Source organism: Xenorhabdus siamensis (assembly GCF_037996745.1).
Classification (GTDB): Bacteria; Pseudomonadota; Gammaproteobacteria; order Enterobacterales; family Enterobacteriaceae; genus Xenorhabdus; species Xenorhabdus indica.
Genome location: NZ_JBBMXE010000004.1, coordinates 70258 through 90493, shown reverse-complemented (window position 1 = coordinate 90493; position 20236 = coordinate 70258). Strand labels below are relative to the sequence as shown.

Genomic DNA, 20236 nt, shown 5'->3' with positions numbered 1-20236 from the left:
AAACTTCTTATCTTTAATTGTTCATCGCGACATAGCTCACTTCTCACGAATAATTTTCTAATAAACAATTTATTAAAAATATTGGTGATCGTTTTATTTTTTCACCTTCTATTATCTTCGACATTCGACCAACCTCTTTTATCATTATCTTTATTTCCTAACGTTAAGGAGCTATATATGTCCACTGTCGTGTTACCTCGTATTATGGAAATAGGTGGTGGGACTCTCATCAATCTCCCGAAAATTCTGCAAAGTATCCGCAGTAAAAATCCGCTGATTGTGACAGACAAAATGATGGTTCAGTTAGGTTATCTTGATAAACTGCAATCTATCCTGCAAAAAGCGGGTATCGAAAGTGATGTCTATGCTGACACAATACCTGAACCTACTGCTGCTTCTATCCAAGCCGGGATTGAAAAGGTAAAAAATGGTTTGTTTGACGCTGTTATTGCACTTGGTGGAGGAAGCCCAATTGACAGTGCAAAAGCCATTGCCGTGATTGGTAAATTTGGCGGAACAATCAACGAATACCGTTTCCCCCGCCAATTCAATGAACAGGGGTTACCTGTGATTGCCATTCCGACAACGGCAGGAACAGGTTCAGAATGTACTCGCTTCACTATTATTACTGATGAAAAAACCGATGAAAAATTGCTTTGCATAGGTACGGGATTCATGCCTATCGCCGCTATTATCGATTATGAGTTGACTATCAGCGTTCCGGCAAGAACAACGGCAGATACCGGCATTGATGCAATGACTCATGCCATTGAAGCCTATGTTAGCCGGAAAGCCAATCCCTATTCAGATAGCCAGGCTCTTGCTGCCATGAAACTCATCGGCCCCAACCTGCGCAAGGTATATCATAACGGCAATAATAACGCTGCCCGTGAAGCAATGATACTGGGTTCAACTCTGGCAGGCATTGCATTTTCTAACTCTTCTGTTGCACTTGTACACGGTATGAGCCGCCCTATAGGCGCTTTCTTCCATGTTCCACATGGTTTATCCAATGCCATGTTACTGCCTGCTGTTACCCGTTTTTCTTTAGATGCAGCTAAAGAGCGTTATGCCGAATGTGCACGCGCACTAACTTTTGCAAAACTAACAGACAATGACGATGTAGCCGGTGAAAAACTTCTGACAACTTTAGCCGATCTAAATAAAGAGTTTTCTGTGCCGACACCAGAGCAATTTGGTATCAATAAAACACGTTTCTTTGAGGTTGTGGAAATAATGGCAAGACAAGCTGAAGGCTCAGGTTCACCAGGTAATAATCCACGTATTCCAACCATTGCGGAAATGGTAGCCATTTATAAGCAATTGTGGAATTAATAGCCTGTTTATTGCGGAAAAATAATACCCTGTTAATCCAGGGTATTGCTCAGAACCTGCATTACGTAACCTTTTTATATAGTCAACATAATCTTGCCGATATGTTCGCCACTTTCCATCAATGCATGTGCTTTAGCAGCTTGTGCCAATGGAAATGTTTTAAAGATCTGAGGCCTAATCTTACCCTGCTCCAATAACGGCCAAACTTTTTTATACAAATCGTGAGCTATAAATGCCTTATCTTCAATACTACGGGGACGCAACATCGAGCCAGTAAGAGTCAAACGCTTTTGCATCAAAGGGGATAAATCCAGCTCTCTCGCTTTACCACCCAGCAAACCAATTTGGGTAATCCTACCTTCTACAGCCGCAGCTTGAAAGTTTTTCGCCACATATTCTCCAGCGATCAGATCGACAATCACATCCGCCCCTCGCCCATTGGTCACCAAATGGGTCTGCGTAACAAAATCTTCAGTTCGATAATTGATAGCAATATCCGCGCCTAATGAGAGGCTGGCCTGACGTTTCTCTTCAGAACCCACAGTGGTAATGACATAAGCACCAAATGCTTTCGCAAGCAGTGTGGCAGTCGTACCAATACCGGATGTTCCCCCATGGATCAAAACAGTTTCACCTGCTTTAAGTTGGGCAAGTTGAAATAAGTTTATCCACACAGTGAAAAATGTTTCCGGCAGTGCCGCAGCTTCTACAAAGCTATAACCTTTTGGTACAGGTAAAGCGTTGCTTTCATGCACCTTGCAATATTCCGCATACCCCCCTCCGGCAACTAATGCACATACCTGATCACCTACAGCATAATCTTTTACATCAGAGCCAATAGCAATCACTGAACCTGATACTTCCAAACCAGGAAGTTTTGAAGCACTGGGCGGTGGTGGATAATAACCACAACGTTGTAAAACATCCGGTCTGTTAACTCCCGCCGCGACCACTTTGATCAAAATATCCCTGTTTCCCAATTGTGGAATGGGTTTCTTCACCAGAGTCAGAACTTCTGGTTCACCATGATGCCTGATTTCGATTACAGCCATACTTTCAGGCAATAAATCTGTTGTCATATCATTTTCGCCCTTCACAAGCCGACTTCATTAGTTAAGAGATGGATACATCCTTCTCAAACACTTTTTTGCTTATCTTTATAATAAGGAACAAATAGATTCAGCGTTCCTCCCCAAAAAATACCATCTAACAAACCATCAACAAAGCCAAACAACAAATTAAAATTCAAATCTTGAAATTTATTGATATAAAAAATTAAGAGCCTAATACTATAATAGGCTCTTATTATAATTGCTCCTAAATGGATCTTCTATTTTTGCGTATTTTTAAACGTTATACTTAAACTATCTATACTCTCTAATCCAAAGGACATACCCGAATAATATGACCATCGGGATCTTCAACAAGAAATGTTCGGCCAAACACTTCGGTATAAGGTTCTTGTAAGACTTTAATTGCAGATTCCTGTTTCCATTCCTCAAACAATTTATCGATATCTCTACTGTTCGATAACATAATACCAATTTCAGAAAATCGTGGAATTGCAAGATCTGGTTTTGTTCCTCCTGACCAAATAGCAAACAGCGCTTCTCCATCAGCAGGGAATGCCACATAGCGGGAACTTATAAATATTGGTTCAGTATTAAAGATCATTTTATAAAACGCGGTTGAACGCTCAATATCAGAAACATAAACAAGCTGAAGATTAGGTTTAGCAGATATAGCCACCACATTACCCCCTACATTCATTTCATTAAATACATTTTTTATCAATATTCAGATAAGACACTGATATCTTTTTTTTAATTTTTCCCTGGTGAATATTTCTTATTTATTCAACAATTGCTTTTAATCTTAATACTAATTCAACTATATAAAATATCGCCAACTATTCTATTGAACGTATTACTTAGAATAGTTGTAAAATATCAACACCAAGTGACAGTTTTTGTCAGTAGTCTTTCTGGTTAGCAAGTTATTTTTTCAAATTCCCGCCACTCCTTGAGTAAAGATTGCCTTGAACGGGGATAACACTGCCTTTCCACCTTCAAACTCATTATCCTGTCTGACCTGAAATGACGAAACGCCTCTCGTAATTCACACCAACCTATCACAATACTGATATTTTCAAAGTACCCCAACGCGAATGGCCAAATCGTTCTTTCAGACTCATTACCTTTTAAATCTAAATAAACGAAGGTAACTTTCAGTCTGGTACGGATCGCTTGCCTTATAGACTGGATATCGATTATGGGTTGAATATCTGTTGCTATCGGCCCAATTAATAAGGAATTGTTCTCCAAAAGTTGCTTCAATTCTGTTGGAATAACAGCCGCAATTTTACTGACAACGCTGTTTGCCGATTCTCTTAATTGTGGATCTGCACGCTTGGCCACCCAATTGGCGCCTAATGCCAGTGCTTCTATTTCATTTTGAGTAAACATGAGTGGCGGCAAAACAAAACCCGGTCTTAAGACATACCCTATTCCCGGCTCACCTTCGATAATCGCGCCCTGCTCCTGCAAGGTCGCAATATCCCGATAAAGTGTTCTTAAACTAATGTTCATTTTTTGTGCCAATACTTTCCCTTGCACAGGAAAATGATAACTGCGTAACATTTCCATTAGAGATAACAAACGCTGTGCTCTGGACAATTTTCCATTCCTATTTAATTTATTCACAATAATCCAATAAATCAGGGGCAATGATATCTTTCATGTAGCGAGAACCGTTGATCAGTGATGTACCTTTCCATTGCGTAAACAGTTCCTTAAGTAAAAATGGTACACCGGCAAAGAGGGCATTATGATCGACAGAAGTTGCGGCTTCTTTACCAAGATCATATAGCTTGTGGACTACAGCATTAAGCTCTCCTATCGAATAGAGACAAGTCTACTTGTAATATTTATCGCTTTACTTGTTTCATATTATATTGCTCTATATTCTTTATTTCCCACTTTGTAACTTTATGAATTATATCTTGTAATTTATAGTTATATTCAACAAAATTTATATATGAATTATAAATAAATACCTTTTCAGTTAATTTAGGCTAAAACTATCTTTTTTATTGTCAATGGCAGGCTTAACAACCATAAGATGACTTATTTCTATCATTATATTTTCCCACACATAAATATTTGACATTACACTTTATATTAATAAGACTAACGGTTTTACCTCTAAAGGATTTAGGGAATAATGACTATATATGATTTAAAACCCCGTTTTCAGAACCTGTTGCGCCCTATCGTCATTCAACTTCATCAACGAGGATGCACAGCCAATCAGGTCACATTAGCTGCGCTGTTTTTGTCAATTTTTGTTGGTTTATTATTGAGTTTATTTCCCTCTCCCCACCTCTATTGGCTCCTGCCTATTTTTCTTTTTATTCGAATGGCACTGAATGCCATTGATGGCATGTTGGCGCGGGAACACAACCAAAAATCTCATTTGGGAGCTATTTATAATGAATTGGGAGATGTCATTTCCGATGTGGCTCTTTATCTCCCTTTTTGTTTTTTACCTCATGTCAGCAATATCAGTTTACTGCTTATTCTGTTTCTTACCATTCTGACTGAATTTATTGGCATATTGGCACAAACAATTGGTGCATCAAGGCGTTATGACGGCCCGATGGGGAAAAGTGACCGGGCTTTTGTCTTTGGGGTTTATGGATTGGTTATTGCATTTTTTCCTTCAGCTTTAAATTGGAGCAGTTATTTGTTTCCTATTGTAACCATTTTACTCTTGATAACGTGCTATAACCGGGTTGTCAGAGCACTAAATGAAATCAGGCTGATTGAACAATCACAATCCGAATAGGCATTGACATGACGCAAACATTCAATCAGCGCATCGCTGAAGATGCACTATTTAACAACATCTGATAATGTTTCTCTGTTTTATCGTTACTGGCCATCACAACAGACTAAAGCAGAAAAAGCGATCATTATTTTTCACCGTGGTCATGAACATTCAGGGCGAGTTCAACACATTGTTGATGAACTCAATCTACCTGATGTTACAATGTTTGCCTGGGATGCCCGTGGGCACGGTCAAACCAAAGGAGCACGCGGCTACAGCCCATCAATGGGTACGTCAATCCGTGATGTCGATGAGTTTGTCCGATTTATCGCCACTCAATATAGTATCACCATGGAAAATATTGTGATTATTGATCAAATCTCGTTGATACAACGAACCATAATCCTATTCTTGATTGAACGTTTCTTTATTATAGATTTTAAATACTCTATCCCATACTAAAGATATAAAAGCATAGTTTGTATTATTATTTTCAGGTAATTTATCATGATAAGATTCATGCTTAATAAACAAACATAAAATGCTGAACACATTATTTCATAGTGAAATTATAAAAAAATACCATTCATTTGATTTTTATTGATTCAACGCTCACCTATCCGGTAACTTTTTGACGTATAACACTTTTATTGGACGATAAAAGCGGTATCCTTGTACTAATTACTTATTTTAGTCCGTTGTATGGGCAACTTATTTTTAGGTCTTATATTAAAATGAATACTCGTAAAATTAATGGGATACGACTATTTAGTGCGTTTATTGACTCCTGTTTGAAGGAATCTTACTCTTTTTCCCGTTTTATCAAAGATGCTATTGCCGGTATCACTGTTGGTGTTATTGCCATTCCTCTGGCAATGGCTCTGGCAATAGGAAGTGGAGTTGCACCTCAATATGGGCTGTATACAGCCGCCATCGCAGGTATGATTATTGCCATGACAGGTGGTTCACGTTATAGCGTTTCCGGGCCAACGGCTGCTTTTGTGGTCATTCTTTATCCAGTATCACAGCAATTTGGTTTGAGTGGCTTGCTGATAGCAACACTTATGTCTGGTGTTATCCTGATTGCGATGGGATTAGCACGTTTGGGTCGGCTTATTGAATACATCCCACTGTCCGTTACACTTGGGTTTACTTCTGGTATTGCTATTACCATCGCCACAATGCAGATACAAAATTTCTTTGGCCTGCAACTCACACATGTCCCCGAAAATTATATTGATAAAATTATTGCTCTCTCTCAGTCGCTCCCTTCATTTCAGTTGAGTGATACGCTTATTGGCCTGACCACTCTTCTGATACTGATTTTCTGGCCTAAATTGGGACTTAAGTTACCAGGTCATCTACCTGCTTTGGTTGCCGGTACGGCTATAATGGGAGTGATGCATCTATTGGGGCATGATGTCGCTACTATCGGTTCTTCGTTTAGTTACACACTGGAGGATGGAGCACAAGGTCAGGGCATTCCGCCAATCCTTCCTCAATTTGTGCTGCCATGGAATTTACCTGGTTCAAGTTCTTCCGATATTAGCTGGAATACCGTCTCTGCATTACTGCCCGCTGCCTTTTCAATGGCTATGCTAGGTGCTATTGAATCATTATTATGTGCAGTCATTCTTGACGGCATGACAGGGAAAAAACATCACTCCAACAGCGAACTACTTGGACAGGGATTAGGTAATATTGTTGCACCTTTTTTTGGAGGCATTACCGCAACTGCGGCTATTGCTCGCTCAGCCGCCAATGTACGTGCAGGTGCAACCTCCCCTATTGCCACAGTCATTCACTCCTTACTGGTATTATTAGCACTGTTATTTTTGGCCCCAATGCTCTCATATTTACCTTTAGCGGCAATGTCTGCGATTTTATTGATAGTAGCCTGGAATATGAGCGAAACTCACAAGGTTGTGGATTTAGTTCGTCATGCCCCCAGAGATGACATTGTTGTGATGCTGCTGTGTCTATCATTAACTGTGTTATTTGATATGGTGATAGCAATTACTATTGGCATTGTTCTGGCATCACTTTTGTTTATGCGCAAAATTGCCAACATGACCCGGATTAGTACCTCAGCAATGACGGATAATGAACAAGGGATATTAGCTGTCCGGATTAACGGCCCTCTTTTCTTCGCTGCTGCCGAGCGTATTTTTACTGAATTGAAAGAAAAAAGTACAGAATATCAGATTATTATTATGCAGTGGGATGCCGTTCCTGTTCTGGATGCTGGAGGGCTACATGCTTTTCAAGGTTTTGTGCGCGAAATGGCGAAAGGACAGAAGCATGTTGTAGTCTGTGACATTCCTTTCCAACCATTGAAAACACTGGCAAGAGCGAAAATCGTACCCATTGAAGGACAACTTAGTTTTTATGCTACCTTACCCAAGGCATTAAAAGAGATGAAGTTTGATTATTCCCCTGAAATTTGTATTTCAGCAGAAAAAGCCAGCCATTGTTAAGATTTTCTTGACTTATCCAAATAGGCACCAAACTGATCCCGTGGAACCATTTTTTACGGGATTATCCATGATAGATTTACTGTTATTCATTATCTTAGCGGCTTAAGTTATATACGCATTAAACTTCAAGTTGCAATCTACAACACTATATGAAACTTGATTTCTCCCCGCTTCGCGGGGAGAAATCATACGCATCTTGAAGTTAGATTGGTATATAGAGTGACAACAATCTTGACAATTACCGTTTATGACCTATCTTTAATAGTATACCTTCATTTCGCACTTCATTCATAATTTATTGTTTTCATTAAAAATTAGTGTGTATGCAATATACATACAAACACTTAGAGATCAAAATATTACAGATATAGCTGCGGAAAGTCGGATGTAAAGATTCTATTTTTCATTATTAAGGGGAGCATCATGAGAGTAGGAAAAACATTTTATAACAATACAGAAGTACCTATTTTGGTAATTATCGGGGCAGAGTATGTGAAGGGTACAGTTAGCCCTTCAGTTTCCAAGAAAACAATTAACCCTCATGAACAAAAATTTTTAGATGTTGATGGAGACTATATATCGCGACTTGATTTTATTATACAGTATGACAAAATTGACTTTAGTATGGGTTTAAAAGCTACGGAGCAAGAGCCAAAAGTAACTAGTTTTTTAAAATATGAAAAATTCGTTCTTAATTATAAAGAAATGAATGAAGTTACTCCACCTGAATATTTTCAGGTTTCTATCATTCCGATGATTTAATCACAATATAATATCATTTAACATAACTAACAGGAGATTATGAAATGGATAGTACTGATCATTATAATCCCAATAAGTACATAGCTAACTATACTGAATTCAATTTTTACGTATCTATATACCTTTACTTCGACAAAAAGGAGAAATACGCATCAACATATATAAAATCTAATTCGTGGGAGGTTTTTCAGATTCCAGGTATTCCTATACTAACTGGCATAGTATTTCAAAGTGTCACAAGTGCATTACAGTTGCAATATTTTGCACAATCTGCCGCATCAAAAGATCTTATGTCTCATTTTGAAAAGCCAAGCATTCATCTTCATCAAGGAAGAGACGTTGAATTTTATTTTTATTTAACAAGTACAACACAAGAGTAATTAATATTATTTACATTTTTTAATCATCAAAAATTAACTAATGCTAATCTATACAAGATAAAATCTAGCATATTGATATCATAATTTATAACCAAGAACATATTAATATTAACATAATCTCTCTTCCATATTATAATGGAGTGGTGCATCATTCATCGCTCCATTATAATAAAAAATCCCGTATATTCTGTGTAAAATTTGACAATTCAAATTATTGATCAGCTATTTTATAGAGGTCCCAAAAATTAATAATATGACTTTCAAGCTGCGATTTGAAAAACACCGGATATATAAAAGCGGTTACAATAATAATTATCTGTAACCGCATATTACTCAATATTTCAATCGATTAAATTATTACTTACTGGTATCCAATGTCGGTAAACCTTTCACTACATCATCAATTGCTTTCATTTGCATCAAGAATGGTTCTAGTTTTGCCAATGGTAGTGCGGATGGGCCATCACATTTTGCATTTTCTGGGTCTGGATGCGCTTCAAGGAATAAACCTGCAATGCCCACTGCCATTCCCGCACGAGCCAGTTCAGCAACCTGCCCGCGGCGGCCTCCGGAAGCTGCACCAAAAGGATCTCGACACTGCAATGAATGTGTTACATCAAAAATCACAGGTGAACCATTGGTTGCTTGTTTCATTACACCAAAACCTAACATATCAACAACCAGATTGTCATAACCGAAGTTACTACCACGGTCACACAGGATCACCTGTTCATTGCCACCTTCTTTGAATTTTTCCACGATATTACCCATTTGCCCCGGACTAACAAATTGTGGTTTTTTAATATTAATCACAGCTCCCGTTTTCGCCATCGCTTCAACCAGATCAGTTTGACGGGCGAGGAAAGCCGGAAGCTGGATAACATCAACCACTTCAGCCACAGGTTGAGCTTGTGCAGGTTCATGCACATCAGTGATGATTTTTACGCCGAAAGTCTGTTTCAGTTCCTGAAAGATTTTCATTCCCTCTTCCAGACCAGGGCCACGATAAGAGTGGATAGAAGAACGGTTAGCCTTATCAAAAGATGCTTTGAAAACATAAGGAATGCCCAGTTTTTGTGTTACTGTGACATAGTGCTCACAAATCTGCATGGCCAAATCCCGTGACTCAAGAACGTTCATGCCACCAAACAATACAAATGGCAGATCATTTGCGACCTTAATATCACCAATATTAACCACTTTCTGTTGCATGCTTATACCTTCTGTTGTTAAGCGCAAATAAATTTGCTGTATTAATAAAACATAAAATCAGGCGCAGACATTTCGTCATCGCACGATAAGTGCTATTTATTTAAATACTAATACTGTTAATGCAGTACTATTGGCGGTTGCTCTATAGAGTTAATCTGCATTTTTATCATCTCTGAGATTGGATCTTCAGGGCAATGCTCTACAAAATAACTCAAATCCGAAACAGCGATATGATTACAATCGAGCTGAGCATAAATAAGCCCACGATCACGGATTTCATACGGATCATCAGGATCAAACATCAATACGACTTCACTGGCTTTGAGTGCCAGTTCCATCTTTTTCTCTTCCATTAAAGAAACTTTGATCGTATCTGTAATCTTGCGCACGATGCTACTGTTATCTGCTTCCTGCAAATCTTTCTTTTCCAACCGAACCGTTGGACCAATGTTACCTTTCAACCAGACATCAAGGGTATGCTCATTGAGCGTCTCCCCATTCATGGGATTAATGAACCACGTAGGTTGTTCAGGCAAATCGATACGTAATATCAACTGTGTTGGAAATATCACTGGCTGTACAGGCATTGCCAATGCCTGAGCTATGTGCGCAAACAGCGTACCTAACGCAACCGGAGCACCTTGACGTGAATGAAGTACACTATCCAGCCATAAAGTATCCGATAGGCAGTACACCCCATTTGCCCCACCAAACTTCCATTCCCGATAAAAAAGTGTCAGCAACGATTGCAATTTTGCCCTGGTATCATTGACTGAAGAAAGTACCTGCCGTGCTTCTTCAACCAATACAGTTAACTGTTCTGCCACTGAGGTTTGTGGAAAATCAGGACGAATAGTCTTTGTAACCAAAATAATACCATCAATCAGAGGAGCATTATTGAATTCATAATTAGCTATGGGGTTCATTTTTATTCCATCGACCTACCGTGATACGTTCATTACCACCATAATCTTGAAAAGTTGCTATCTGATGATAACCCTTCTCTAAAAACAGGCTCCTCACAACAGCTCCCTGTTTCCAGCCATGTTCCAATAACAGCCATCCACTCGGTAATAAAAAATGGCGGGCTTGTTCCACAATTGCCTTTAAATCTGCCAGACCATTATGGGCCGCAATCAATGCAGTAGCTGGTTCAAACCTGACATCGCCCTCTTGCAGATGAGGGTCATTCTCGTCTATATACGGAGGATTACTGACAATCATATCAAATTGTCTGTCACCCACTGCAGAAAACCACTCACTTTGTAAAAAATTCACATTGTGAATTACACGTTGTGAGACAATTTCCCCTGTATTAATTTTTTCCACATTATATTTTGCTAGTACGACTGCCTCAGGGTTGATATCAACCCCTGTCACATGGCAATCACGTCTCTCACTTGCCAGTGCCAGAGCAATTGCTCCTGTTCCTGTACCAAGATCCAGAATTTTTGCGGGCGTTTCCGGCAGTAACTCCAGCGCTTTTTCAACCAGGCACTCGGTATCAGGGCGCGGAATCAACGTTGCCGGTGATACGGTAAGCGGCAATGACCAGAACTCTTTTTCACCCACAATATAAGCAATCGGCTCACCTTGCATACGGCGAGCCAATAAATGATCAAGCCTGTGAGACTCTTCCTCTGAAATGGAAGTTTCGCTGAAAGCAATCAGATAAGTGCGGGAACGTCCTGTCACGTATCCCAACAGGATTTCCGCATCACGTTTAGGGCTGTCACTACCAGGCAAGTTATCAGACAACTGAGCCGTTGCGTATTGTAGCCAATGTTGATAATTCATTAATCCTGCTCTGGCTGTTATTCCTGTTCTGACAGGGCAGATAATTGATCGGCCTGATATTCGGTAATGATTGGCTGGATCAACATATCCAGTTTACCTTCCATGACTTCATCAAGACGGTATAACGTCAAGTTGATGCGATGATCAGTAACTCGTCCTTGCGGGAAATTATAGGTGCGGTTGCGATCTGAACGGTCACCAGAACCAAGAAGATTACGACGTTCTGAAGCCTCTGCTTCTTGACGTTTCTGCGCCTCAGCGGCACGAATGCGAGCAGCCAGTACAGACAAAGCCTTAGCCTTGTTTTTGTGCTGTGAGCGCTCATCCTGACATTCCACCACAATTCCTGTCGGAATATGGGTAATCCGAATAGCTGAATCGGTGGTATTAACGTGCTGCCCTCCGGCACCAGAAGAGCGGTAAGTATCAATTTTTAAATCACTGGGGCTGATTTCCGGCAATTCGGCTTCCGGAATTTCCGGCAGAACCGCAACAGTACAGGCAGAAGTATGAATACGGCCCTGAGATTCCGTTTCCGGTACTCGCTGAACACGGTGACCACCTGATTCAAATTTCAAATGACCATAGACCTGATCGCCTGAAACTTTCGCAATAATTTCTTTATAACCACCGTGCTCACCTTCGTTGGCGCTCATAATTTCTACTTTCCAACGACGGGCTTCAGCATAGCGACTATACATACGGAACAGATCTCCTGCAAAGATTGCAGCTTCATCACCACCTGTTCCTGCACGGACTTCAAGAAAACAGTTCCGTTCATCATCTGGGTCTTTGGGTAACAGCAATAATTGTAGCTGTTGCTCCAGCTCTTCATTACGAACTTTTGCGTCCTTGAGTTCTTCCTGCGCCATTTCCCGCATTTCGGGATCATCAAGCATCATCTCAGCAGTCTGTATATCATCCTGAATCGTTTTCCAGGTTTTAAAACAGCTAGTGACATCAGTCAGTTGTGCATATTCTTTTGATAATGCGCGAAAACGCTCTTGATCAGCAATCACATCGGCGTCACCGAGATGAGCCAAAACTTCTTCATGGCGTTCTTGCAATGCTTCCAGTTTAGAGACAATAGAAGGCTTCATTCGTAATATCAGACCTTATTTAAAATAGGGTTAGTTGTGATCCAGCCCAAGGCTGTCCCGCAAAAGATTCAGGCGCTCAAAATCACCATCGCTGGCAGCCTGTTGGAGTGATTTAGTCGGTATATGGATCAGACGATTTGTCAATTGATGAGTCAATTGGTTAATGACCTGCTCTGCATCAGCACCTTGCCGTATGGATATTAATGCTTTTGCAGTCATTTCAGCCCTGATTTTTTCTGCCTGTTCCCGATATTCGCGAATTGTATTGACTGCTCCCTGGGAACGCAACCAATCCATAAAATGAGTGCTCTCTTGTTGCACAATTCCTTCAGCAATCACAGCAGCAGCTTTGCGCTGAGCAAGATTTTGCTGAATGATAGCCTGTAAGTCATCAACACTGTACAGGTAAACGTCACTCAATTTCTCAACATCCGGTTCAATATCACGGGGAACAGCAATATCAACCAGTAGCATAGGTTGATTGCGGCGTAATTTTAATGCCCGTTCAACCATACCCTTGCCGATAATCGGTAAAGGGCTGGCAGTAGAACTGATCACAATATCCGCTTCTGCCAGACGGGTATCAATTTCTGGCAGAGAAATAATTTCAGCATTAACCTCATTAGCCAGTGCGTGTGCCCGTTCCTTCGTGCGGTTGGCAATTATTATACGATTTACCTGATGTTCCTTAAGATGGCGTGCCACAAGCTCAATAGTTTCTCCTGCCCCCACCAGCAGAATATTTAATTGAGAGAGGGATTCGAAAATCTGTCGTGCGAGTGTACAAGCTGCGAAGGCGACAGAAACTGCATTGGCTCCAATCTCTGTTTCGGTTCTCACTCGTTTAGCAACAGAAAACGATTTTTGGAACAGACGTTCCAACTCTCCTGACAAGGACTGGTAGTTTTGTGACTCGGCAAAAGCTTTTTTCACCTGCCCTAAAATCTGCGGCTCCCCAAGCACCAATGAGTCCAGGCCGCTGGCAACTCTCATTAAATGACTGACTGCTTCACTATCAAGATGCCAGTAAAGGCTTGTGCTAATCTCTTCAGGATGAAGTTGATGGTATTCACATAACCAATCGATCAATTGCTCTTTTAAATTATCTTGCTGCTCAACACTGAGATAGAGTTCCGTGCGATTGCAGGTTGACAACACCACCCCACCCCGCACCAACGGCTGCTGGAGCAGGTTATCAAGCGCAAGCCCTATCGTATCTGGAGAAAAGGCTACCCGCTCACGTAAGGAAACAGGCGCTGTTTTATGATTAATACCGAGTGCTAATAAAGTCATCTTAACTGCGTTGAGTTATCATGGGCATAAGTCCATGACAATATTAATAATCATTCTCATAAACCTATACCCTTCATAAGGACTCTCATTGGTCGAGCATTCTACTTGATGCGACAATCCAATAAAAGTCAATAGAACAGTTCCGCTGTAATTATTCGAGAAATGTTGGCAAAACTTCGCTAAATTATCCCCTTGATTATAGACTTTGATGGCACATTATTCGCCACCAGACCATTTTGTCTGTCAGCCAAAGGTTACTGTATGAAAATAGCATTATTTTTTCGTTTACTTCCCCTCTCCGCTGTTTTGCTGACGGCCTGTACCGTTACGCAAGCACCGATCGGAACAGGGTCAGCAAATTCTCCGCAATGGAATGATCGCAAACAACAACTACAAAATTTAAAACATTATCAGACACGAGGTTCTTTTGCTTACCTGGCAAATGAAAAAAAAGTGTATGCCCGTTTTTTCTGGCAACAATATGCCGTTAATAATTACAAACTGCTGCTGCTTAATCCATTAGGAACAACTGAGTTGGAATTATTCGTCCAGCCAAATATGATCCAGCTTACTGATCATGAAGGAAAGAAATATATCAGTGATAATCCTGAAGACTTAATTTATCAATTCACCCATATGAACATCCCTTTGGATAATCTGAAAAATTGGATTATTGGTCTGCCCGGAAACGCCAAAAATTTCCAGCTAGATAAAAATTATCTGCTAAAATCCGTAAGCGATGGCGCAGGTAATGAAGTCTGGCAAGTCAATTACCTGGGATATGACACTTCAATCACTCCCGCATTACCAAACCGGCTGGAGCTCATTCAGGGCAATAACCGTATCAAATTAAAAATGGATAACTGGACTACCCAATAATGACTTTGACCTGGCCTTCCCCGGCAAAATTAAATTTATTTTTATATATCACCGGACGACGCCTTGATGGTTACCACGAACTGCAAACGCTGTTTCAGTTTCTGGACTACGGTGATGAAATGACTATTACTCCCCGTCAGGATAACCAAATTCGCCTGTTGACTCCTGTTAAAGGCGTAGCACATGATGATAACCTAATCGTACGGGCAGCCCGTTTATTACAGAACCATTTATTACAATGCTATTTATTACAAGATAATAAGAGCTCAGTTATCACCCCATATCTGGGAGCCGATATTCATATTAACAAACGTCTGCCAATGGGCGGGGGGCTAGGTGGAGGTTCTTCCAATGCAGCAACCGTGCTTATCGCCCTGAATTACCACTGGCAAGCCAATTTATCTGATGATGAGCTGGCACAACTTGGCCTCAAATTGGGGGCTGATGTTCCGGTATTTGTCAAAGGCCATGCTGCTTTTGCAGAAGGTATCGGGGAAAAACTTCAACCAGCCTCTCCAAAAGAGAAATGGTTTCTGGTTGCCCATCCCGGAATTGAGATCTCAACCCCGACAATCTTCACAGATCCTGAATTAAAAAGAAATTCTCCGATCCGCACTTTACCCGCATTATTACAGGCACCATTCAAAAATGATTGTGAACCAATCGCAAGAAAACGTTTTCGTGAGGTTGAACAGCTTCTTTCATGGCTGTTAGAATACACCCCGTCACGCCTGACCGGAACTGGTGCATGTGTTTTCGGCGAGTTCGAATCAGAAGCATCAGCCCGTAAGGTGTTTAATCAAGCCCCAGAGTGGATGCAGGGCTTTGTTGCGCGTGGCGTTAACATTTCACCGTTGCATACATTCCGCTCTGGGATAAACATGTTATTGAACCAATGAATAATTATACCCAATAGATTTCGAGTTGCATCTCGGCGGAAAGAGAACGAATTCCCTGGAGCATAGATAACTATGTGACCAGGGTAAGTGAACACAGCCAACAAAGAGGCAACTTGAAAGGTGAAGGTAATGTTCAATTGGTCAACAATATCTCTCTGGACGCAAGCCTGAGGTTTTTCTCGTGCCCGATATGAAGCTTTTTGCTGGTAATGCCACCCCTGAACTAGCACAACGTGTTGCCAACCGTCTGTACACAAGCCTGGGAGACGCTGCTGTCGGTCGCTTTAGCGACGGTGAAGTCAGTGTTCAAATCAACGAAAATGTACGCGGTGGCGATGTATTCATCATCCAGTCCACTTGTGCACCAACCAATGATAACCTAATGGAATTGGTCGTTATGGTCGACGCACTGCGTCGCGCTTCTGCCGGACGTATTACTGCTGTAATTCCTTACTTCGGTTATGCCCGTCAGGATCGCCGTGTTCGTTCAGCGCGTGTGCCTATCACTGCCAAAGTCGTTGCAGACTTTTTGTCCAGCGTTGGTGTAGACCGTGTTCTCACGGTTGACCTGCACGCCGAGCAGATCCAAGGCTTCTTTGATGTTCCGGTTGATAATGTATTTGGTAGCCCAATTCTTCTGGAAGATATGCTCCAGAAAGATTTGGAAAACCCGATTGTTGTATCCCCAGACATTGGCGGTGTCGTCCGCGCCCGTGCTATTGCTAAGCTGTTGAACGATACTGATATGGCTATTATTGATAAACGCCGCCCACGTGCGAACGTTTCTCAAGTTATGCACATCATTGGTGATGTGGCTGGCCGTGACTGTATTCTGGTTGATGATATGATCGACACAGGTGGCACGCTGTGTAAGGCCGCTGAGGCATTGAAAGAGCGCGGAGCAAAGCGGGTATTTGCTTATGCAACCCACCCTATTTTCTCTGGTAATGCTGTAGAAAACATCAAGAACTCAATGATAGATGAATTCGTTGTCTGTGACACAATTCCTCTGTCTGCTGAGGTCAAGGCGTTGAACAAAGTTCGTACTCTGACACTGTCTGGCATGCTTGCTGAAGCAATCCGCCGTATCAGCAATGAAGAGTCAATCTCTGCAATGTTTGAACACTAAGGTTTTGAACACCAAGGTTTTGAATACCGAGGTTTCGAACACTAAGGTATAGTGTAGTGCAGATTTTGAGCACAAACTTATACAAGTGATTAAATAAGTCATCGCTGAAAAAACCCGTTGGTACAGATGTACCAACGGGTTTTTCTGTTTTATCTAATCCATGAATTTAATAATTCCGATGGATTTAATTAAAAGACGAAATATTTATAACGTTAAAATAATTAGCTATATCAAATAGTTAATTAATTCAACAAACTTCATATTAAATAAAACAACAACCTGGATATAAGAACAGAAAAAAACCAACCTTATGACAGCTTAATAAATCATCTGGTATGTCCAGTAATTAACATGAGTAACAATACTGGTATGGTGCCACAGATACTGCTAACCTGTCGGCCGTTTTCTACTACGCCTTGTGAGTTATTAATGGTGAAGAATTGATATCCATCTTCGAAATACTCTCAAGAAGCATGTAATGACAAAAAATAGACAAGTCGCACAACAATTATTTTGTTAAATATTTTTCATCAGAAAAATCAAAATTCTCTAATGAAATCAACTTTAAATTAAATAACGTCAATATTGATTGTTGCTTTAATCTGGTTAATGAAAGGTATAAACACCAAACATTTTTTAGAACACATTATATACAAATAAATCAACTCGATATGGAATATTGTTAACAGGGAATCAGTACTTAATCCAAAGAATTGTTATCAATAGGTTAACAGCCTGACTAAGAGTATATCAATTTAAAATATTCAACCCATCAGCACCTCAAAATCTGACGAAGGGGCGTCAATCAGGCTTTGCTATTAGACGTCAATACGCTGGTAAATGATAAATAAGAAAAACTACTTTAAGGAGAATGCTAATGAAAAAGGCATTTTTATTCACACCTGCACTGTTAGCGCTTTCAATCGGCGCCGTTTCTAATGCTTATGCTTATGATAAAATTTACGTTTTTGGTGATAGCTTAAGTGACACCGGAAATAGTAAGACGGATAAACTAGATATAAAACGCTTTACAACAAATGGAAAAAGTGAGCAACTTTATGCTGAATATATTTCTTGGAAACTTACCGGCAGCGAATTAATACCTTCAAATGAAGGTGGAACTAATTATGCCAAAGGTGGGGCGATTTCTATTGGGGAATTAAATGATAATACAACGAACAAACAAGTCAGCAGCTATCTGAAAAGTAATAAGCGAGCAGATTCTAATGGCATCTATATCCATTGGGTTGGTGGTAATGATCTTGCTGCGGCTTTGATAGCTGGCCAGAAGAATCCTTCTATTGCACACGATATTGTGCAAAAAAGTGCAAGTGCAACCGCGGGACAAATTACACAGTTGGTAGATGCTGGAGCCGGATTGGTTATTGCACCCACCGTGCCTGATGTAGGTACAACACCTAGACTTCTCGAAACGGTGCTCAAACAAGGTTTAAAAGACCACAATTGATGACGTTACAATTGAGTATACTCTGAAAGAAGTACATCAGAGAATTAATACGCATGATATTCCCAGCGGTGCCACCCGTGAGTTTGCTTTGCAACAATTATTTAAAGAATTATCGCAAAAAGCTGAACAGATACTAAAGAAAAAACCATTAGAGCCTGGCGAAAAACCATTATCCGCTACTGAAATTGAAAAAGAGCTTACAAAGGGATATAAAAAGGCCAGCGAGGGCGCAACAAAACTCACCAATTCTTATAACGAGATAGTCGATGCTCAAATCAGCCAGAGCAATGGCAATATCCTGCGTGCTGATATTAATGGCCTGCTACATGAAGTAATCGATAACCCTTATATTTATGGTATTCAGAATACGCTAGGTTATGCCTGCCCGCAGGGAAAATTAGCCAGTTCTTGTTCTTCTAAAGATAATGAATTCAATAAAGATAGAGAGTTTTTATTCTCTGATGAATTCCATCCTACCCCACTTGCACACAAAATTCTGGGACAATATATTGAATCTATTTATATCGCCCCATCACAGGTAATGACCCTGAATCAAGTCAACCGTGCCCCGATTAAAGGCGCTCGTGCTTCCCTTGATGGTCACCTGCAACAACTGCGCAGTGGGGGCAATGAAGCGGGGAAATTGGGCGTATTCGGTGGCTATAGCGGCAGCCGCAATAACACGTTCACCTTAGGTGGCGATTATCAACTGACAGAAGGCTTGTTACTGGGTGCGCTGTATTCTAACGACAAAACTGAACACTCCCCTACCTCCAATTTCACCTATAATGGAAATGCCCATGTTGCAACCGCCTATGGATTGTGGAACGTGTTTAACAACGCATGGTTAAGTGGTGATCTCCATTATGCCCGTATTAATTACGATAGCCTGACCCGTAGTATCCAACTTGGTGAAGCTACCCGCAGAGAATCAGGCTCAACCACAGGTAAACAATGGGGTGCTCGTTTTGCCGCAGGTTGGGATATCCCTGTCGCTGACGTCATCACCACCAGCCCGATCATCCAGTTCGCCTGGGATAAAGGTGATGTTAAAGGCTACCGTGAATCCGGCAACAATAGTACTTCCATGCACTTTAGTGACCAGAATTACACGTCTAAAGTTGGTACATTAGGTTGGCGTGTAGATACCCAATTGGGCCGTTTCAACCCTTATGCTTCTGTTCAATTTAATCACCAGTTCGGCGATACCCATTTCAAACTGCGCAGCGCCATTAATTCCACCAAAACATCGTTTGTTATGGATAGTGGCAAACAAAGCAAAAACTGGCGTCAATATACAGTTGGGGTGAACGCTAATCTGTTTGGTAACGTACGTGGCTTCGCTTCCGTAACCCGTAATGAAGGCAACTCGCAAGATCCTAACTACAACTTCAATCTGGGTATCAATGCCAGTTTCTAATGTTGTACACGTAGTAATGTGATGTATCTGATAAAACTATCGCAGTAACATGCGTAACATTCCAAAAGCGCAAGGAAAATGAAACCTCCTTGCGCTTTCGTATTCCTATCATGCTTTTTTTTCATCGTTCAACCTACGTATACATACGCCTGCATGGTGTTGACTTTCCGTATATATAGCCAGAAGTAATATCACATAGAAATTATCAAAGGGATCAGCTCTCGACCAAAGAATAAATTAAGACGGACAGATTCGAG

At 40.7% G+C, this 20236-nt stretch carries 18 protein-coding genes and 1 pseudogene; 11 read left to right on the top strand and 8 right to left on the bottom strand.

Translation table 11 applies throughout. The features are described from left to right. The first annotated feature begins 177 nt into the window (after positions 1 to 177). Complete coding sequence (locus AAC852_RS03560) at positions 178 to 1335, top strand: iron-containing alcohol dehydrogenase (protein WP_340619843.1); 1158 nt, start codon at positions 178 to 180, stop codon at positions 1333 to 1335. 74 nt (positions 1336 to 1409) lie between these two features. Here the strand turns inward: AAC852_RS03560 and AAC852_RS03555 are convergent, their stop codons facing one another. The 3 genes from AAC852_RS03555 to AAC852_RS03545 form a co-directional block, all read right to left on the bottom strand. Continuing rightward, positions 1410 to 2414, bottom strand: coding sequence for an NAD(P)H-quinone oxidoreductase (locus tag AAC852_RS03555; RefSeq protein WP_340619842.1), 1005 nt, complete (start codon positions 2412 to 2414; stop codon positions 1410 to 1412). 298 nt (positions 2415 to 2712) lie between these two features. Continuing rightward, positions 2713 to 3084: a VOC family protein gene (locus tag AAC852_RS03550; RefSeq protein ID WP_340619841.1), complete on the bottom strand. Its 372-nt coding sequence runs from the start codon at positions 3082 to 3084 to the stop codon at positions 2713 to 2715. Between the two features lie 239 nt (positions 3085 to 3323). Further along, on the bottom strand, positions 3324 to 4010 hold the full coding sequence (locus tag AAC852_RS03545) for a helix-turn-helix transcriptional regulator (RefSeq protein ID WP_340619840.1): 687 nt from the start codon (positions 4008 to 4010) through the stop codon (positions 3324 to 3326). A gap of 547 nt (positions 4011 to 4557) precedes the next feature. Between AAC852_RS03545 and AAC852_RS03540 the strand changes: the two genes are divergently transcribed. From AAC852_RS03540 to AAC852_RS03520, 5 genes and pseudogenes are all read left to right on the top strand, one after another. Continuing rightward, complete coding sequence (locus AAC852_RS03540) at positions 4558 to 5181, top strand: CDP-alcohol phosphatidyltransferase family protein (RefSeq protein WP_340619839.1); 624 nt, start codon at positions 4558 to 4560, stop codon at positions 5179 to 5181. Positions 5182 to 5223: 42 nt separating this feature from the next. Next, positions 5224 to 5541, top strand: a pseudogene (locus tag AAC852_RS03535) (serine aminopeptidase domain-containing protein); the annotation flags it as partial. Between the two features lie 356 nt (positions 5542 to 5897). Then, the gene (gene dauA, locus AAC852_RS03530) at positions 5898 to 7640 is read left to right on the top strand and encodes a C4-dicarboxylic acid transporter DauA (RefSeq protein ID WP_340619838.1); all 1743 of its coding nucleotides are present in this window, start codon (positions 5898 to 5900) and stop codon (positions 7638 to 7640) included. A 423-nt stretch (positions 7641 to 8063) separates the two neighbouring features. Then, complete coding sequence (locus AAC852_RS03525) at positions 8064 to 8402, top strand: hypothetical protein (RefSeq protein WP_340619837.1); 339 nt, start codon at positions 8064 to 8066, stop codon at positions 8400 to 8402. Positions 8403 to 8446: 44 nt separating this feature from the next. After that, the gene (locus tag AAC852_RS03520) at positions 8447 to 8782 is read left to right on the top strand and encodes a hypothetical protein (protein WP_340619836.1); all 336 of its coding nucleotides are present in this window, start codon (positions 8447 to 8449) and stop codon (positions 8780 to 8782) included. A 357-nt stretch (positions 8783 to 9139) separates the two neighbouring features. Here AAC852_RS03520 and kdsA read toward each other — a convergent pair whose 3' ends face one another. The 5 genes from kdsA to hemA form a co-directional block, all read right to left on the bottom strand. After that, a complete protein-coding gene (gene kdsA / locus AAC852_RS03515; RefSeq protein ID WP_340619835.1) occupies positions 9140 to 9994 on the bottom strand; it encodes a 3-deoxy-8-phosphooctulonate synthase in 855 nt (284 codons plus the stop codon). A gap of 116 nt (positions 9995 to 10110) precedes the next feature. Then, positions 10111 to 10920 (bottom strand): invasion regulator SirB1, encoded by an 810-nt coding sequence (gene sirB1, locus AAC852_RS03510; protein ID WP_340619834.1) that lies wholly within the window; start codon positions 10918 to 10920, stop codon positions 10111 to 10113. Then, positions 10904 to 11791 carry a peptide chain release factor N(5)-glutamine methyltransferase gene (gene prmC / locus AAC852_RS03505; RefSeq protein WP_340619833.1) on the bottom strand — a complete coding sequence of 296 codons (888 nt, stop codon included), beginning with the start codon at positions 11789 to 11791 and terminating at the stop codon, positions 10904 to 10906. Before prmC ends, sirB1 begins: the two co-directional genes overlap by 17 nt. Before the next feature lie 17 nt (positions 11792 to 11808). After that, positions 11809 to 12891 (bottom strand): peptide chain release factor 1, encoded by a 1083-nt coding sequence (prfA, locus tag AAC852_RS03500; RefSeq protein WP_340619832.1) that lies wholly within the window; start codon positions 12889 to 12891, stop codon positions 11809 to 11811. A gap of 30 nt (positions 12892 to 12921) precedes the next feature. Continuing rightward, a complete protein-coding gene (gene hemA / locus AAC852_RS03495; RefSeq protein WP_340619831.1) occupies positions 12922 to 14184 on the bottom strand; it encodes a glutamyl-tRNA reductase in 1263 nt (420 codons plus the stop codon). Positions 14185 to 14445: 261 nt separating this feature from the next. Between hemA and lolB the strand changes: the two genes are divergently transcribed. From lolB to AAC852_RS03470, 5 genes are all read left to right on the top strand, one after another. Then, entirely contained in the window at positions 14446 to 15063 is a 618-nt protein-coding gene (gene lolB / locus AAC852_RS03490) for a lipoprotein insertase outer membrane protein LolB (protein WP_340619830.1), read from the top strand. Continuing rightward, the gene (gene ispE / locus AAC852_RS03485) at positions 15063 to 15962 is read left to right on the top strand and encodes a 4-(cytidine 5'-diphospho)-2-C-methyl-D-erythritol kinase (protein ID WP_340619829.1); all 900 of its coding nucleotides are present in this window, start codon (positions 15063 to 15065) and stop codon (positions 15960 to 15962) included. Before lolB ends, ispE begins: the two co-directional genes overlap by 1 nt. 181 nt (positions 15963 to 16143) lie before the next feature. Further along, positions 16144 to 17091, top strand: a complete 948-nt coding sequence (gene prs / locus AAC852_RS03480; RefSeq protein WP_340619828.1) for a ribose-phosphate diphosphokinase — start codon at positions 16144 to 16146, stop codon at positions 17089 to 17091. An 877-nt stretch (positions 17092 to 17968) separates the two neighbouring features. Next, the gene (locus AAC852_RS03475) at positions 17969 to 18559 is read left to right on the top strand and encodes an SGNH/GDSL hydrolase family protein (RefSeq protein ID WP_340619827.1); all 591 of its coding nucleotides are present in this window, start codon (positions 17969 to 17971) and stop codon (positions 18557 to 18559) included. 88 nt (positions 18560 to 18647) lie between these two features. Continuing rightward, entirely contained in the window at positions 18648 to 19979 is a 1332-nt protein-coding gene (locus tag AAC852_RS03470; RefSeq protein ID WP_340619826.1) for an autotransporter outer membrane beta-barrel domain-containing protein, read from the top strand. Positions 19980 to 20236 lie beyond the last annotated feature (257 nt).

What these genes read in the sequence shown, in the direction of transcription:
- prmC (WP_340619833.1), bottom strand. Translation starts at nt 11,791, where the DNA reads ATGAATTATCAACATTGGCTACAATACGCAACGGCTCAGTTGTCTGAT.
- lolB (WP_340619830.1), top strand. Translation starts at nt 14,446, where the DNA reads ATGAAAATAGCATTATTTTTTCGTTTACTTCCCCTCTCCGCTGTTTTG.
- prfA (WP_340619832.1), bottom strand. Translation starts at nt 12,891, where the DNA reads ATGAAGCCTTCTATTGTCTCTAAACTGGAAGCATTGCAAGAACGCCAT.
- kdsA (WP_340619835.1), bottom strand. Translation starts at nt 9,994, where the DNA reads ATGCAACAGAAAGTGGTTAATATTGGTGATATTAAGGTCGCAAATGAT.
- AAC852_RS03555 (WP_340619842.1), bottom strand. Translation starts at nt 2,414, where the DNA reads ATGACAACAGATTTATTGCCTGAAAGTATGGCTGTAATCGAAATCAGG.
- hemA (WP_340619831.1), bottom strand. Translation starts at nt 14,184, where the DNA reads ATGACTTTATTAGCACTCGGTATTAATCATAAAACAGCGCCTGTTTCC.
- AAC852_RS03520 (WP_340619836.1), top strand. Translation starts at nt 8,447, where the DNA reads ATGGATAGTACTGATCATTATAATCCCAATAAGTACATAGCTAACTAT.
- dauA (WP_340619838.1), top strand. Translation starts at nt 5,898, where the DNA reads ATGAATACTCGTAAAATTAATGGGATACGACTATTTAGTGCGTTTATT.
- AAC852_RS03540 (WP_340619839.1), top strand. Translation starts at nt 4,558, where the DNA reads ATGACTATATATGATTTAAAACCCCGTTTTCAGAACCTGTTGCGCCCT.
- AAC852_RS03560 (WP_340619843.1), top strand. Translation starts at nt 178, where the DNA reads ATGTCCACTGTCGTGTTACCTCGTATTATGGAAATAGGTGGTGGGACT.
- AAC852_RS03475 (WP_340619827.1), top strand. Translation starts at nt 17,969, where the DNA reads ATGAAAAAGGCATTTTTATTCACACCTGCACTGTTAGCGCTTTCAATC.
- AAC852_RS03525 (WP_340619837.1), top strand. Translation starts at nt 8,064, where the DNA reads ATGAGAGTAGGAAAAACATTTTATAACAATACAGAAGTACCTATTTTG.
- sirB1 (WP_340619834.1), bottom strand. Translation starts at nt 10,920, where the DNA reads ATGAACCCCATAGCTAATTATGAATTCAATAATGCTCCTCTGATTGAT.
- ispE (WP_340619829.1), top strand. Translation starts at nt 15,063, where the DNA reads ATGACTTTGACCTGGCCTTCCCCGGCAAAATTAAATTTATTTTTATAT.